This window comes from Seonamhaeicola marinus, assembly GCF_008085455.1.
The window spans coordinates 1-244 of the sequence record NZ_VSDQ01000303.1 but is presented as its reverse complement, the minus strand read 5'-3'; the positions used below and the strand labels follow the sequence as shown (position 1 = coordinate 244).

Here is a 244-nt window from a genome sequence, read left to right as displayed (position 1 = left end):
AGAAACATTAAAAGTAGTAGCAATGGTTTTTCTAGCCTTTTCAATTAACACTTTTGATGCTCTACCCAAACTGTGCGATGATGATGGGTTTCCGTAGTTATTTTGCATAACTGCTGTCATTGAGGTTACTACCTCGTCTCGTAGTTTTGTAGTGGCAGCGTTATCAAAATACACAGTTTTCATTTTAATAAAATTGAAGCTTTTTAAGTAGCAAAAATACTTGAAATAAAATTATTTTCAATAA

General features: G+C 31.6%; 1 protein-coding gene. It reads right to left on the bottom strand.

The genetic code is table 11. From position 1 onward, the window contains the following. Window positions 1-183, bottom strand: a 183-nt coding sequence (locus FUA24_RS04080) for an aminotransferase class V-fold PLP-dependent enzyme (RefSeq protein ID WP_148540162.1), incomplete at its 3' end; no start/stop codon positions are given. Window positions 184-244 lie beyond the last annotated feature (61 nt).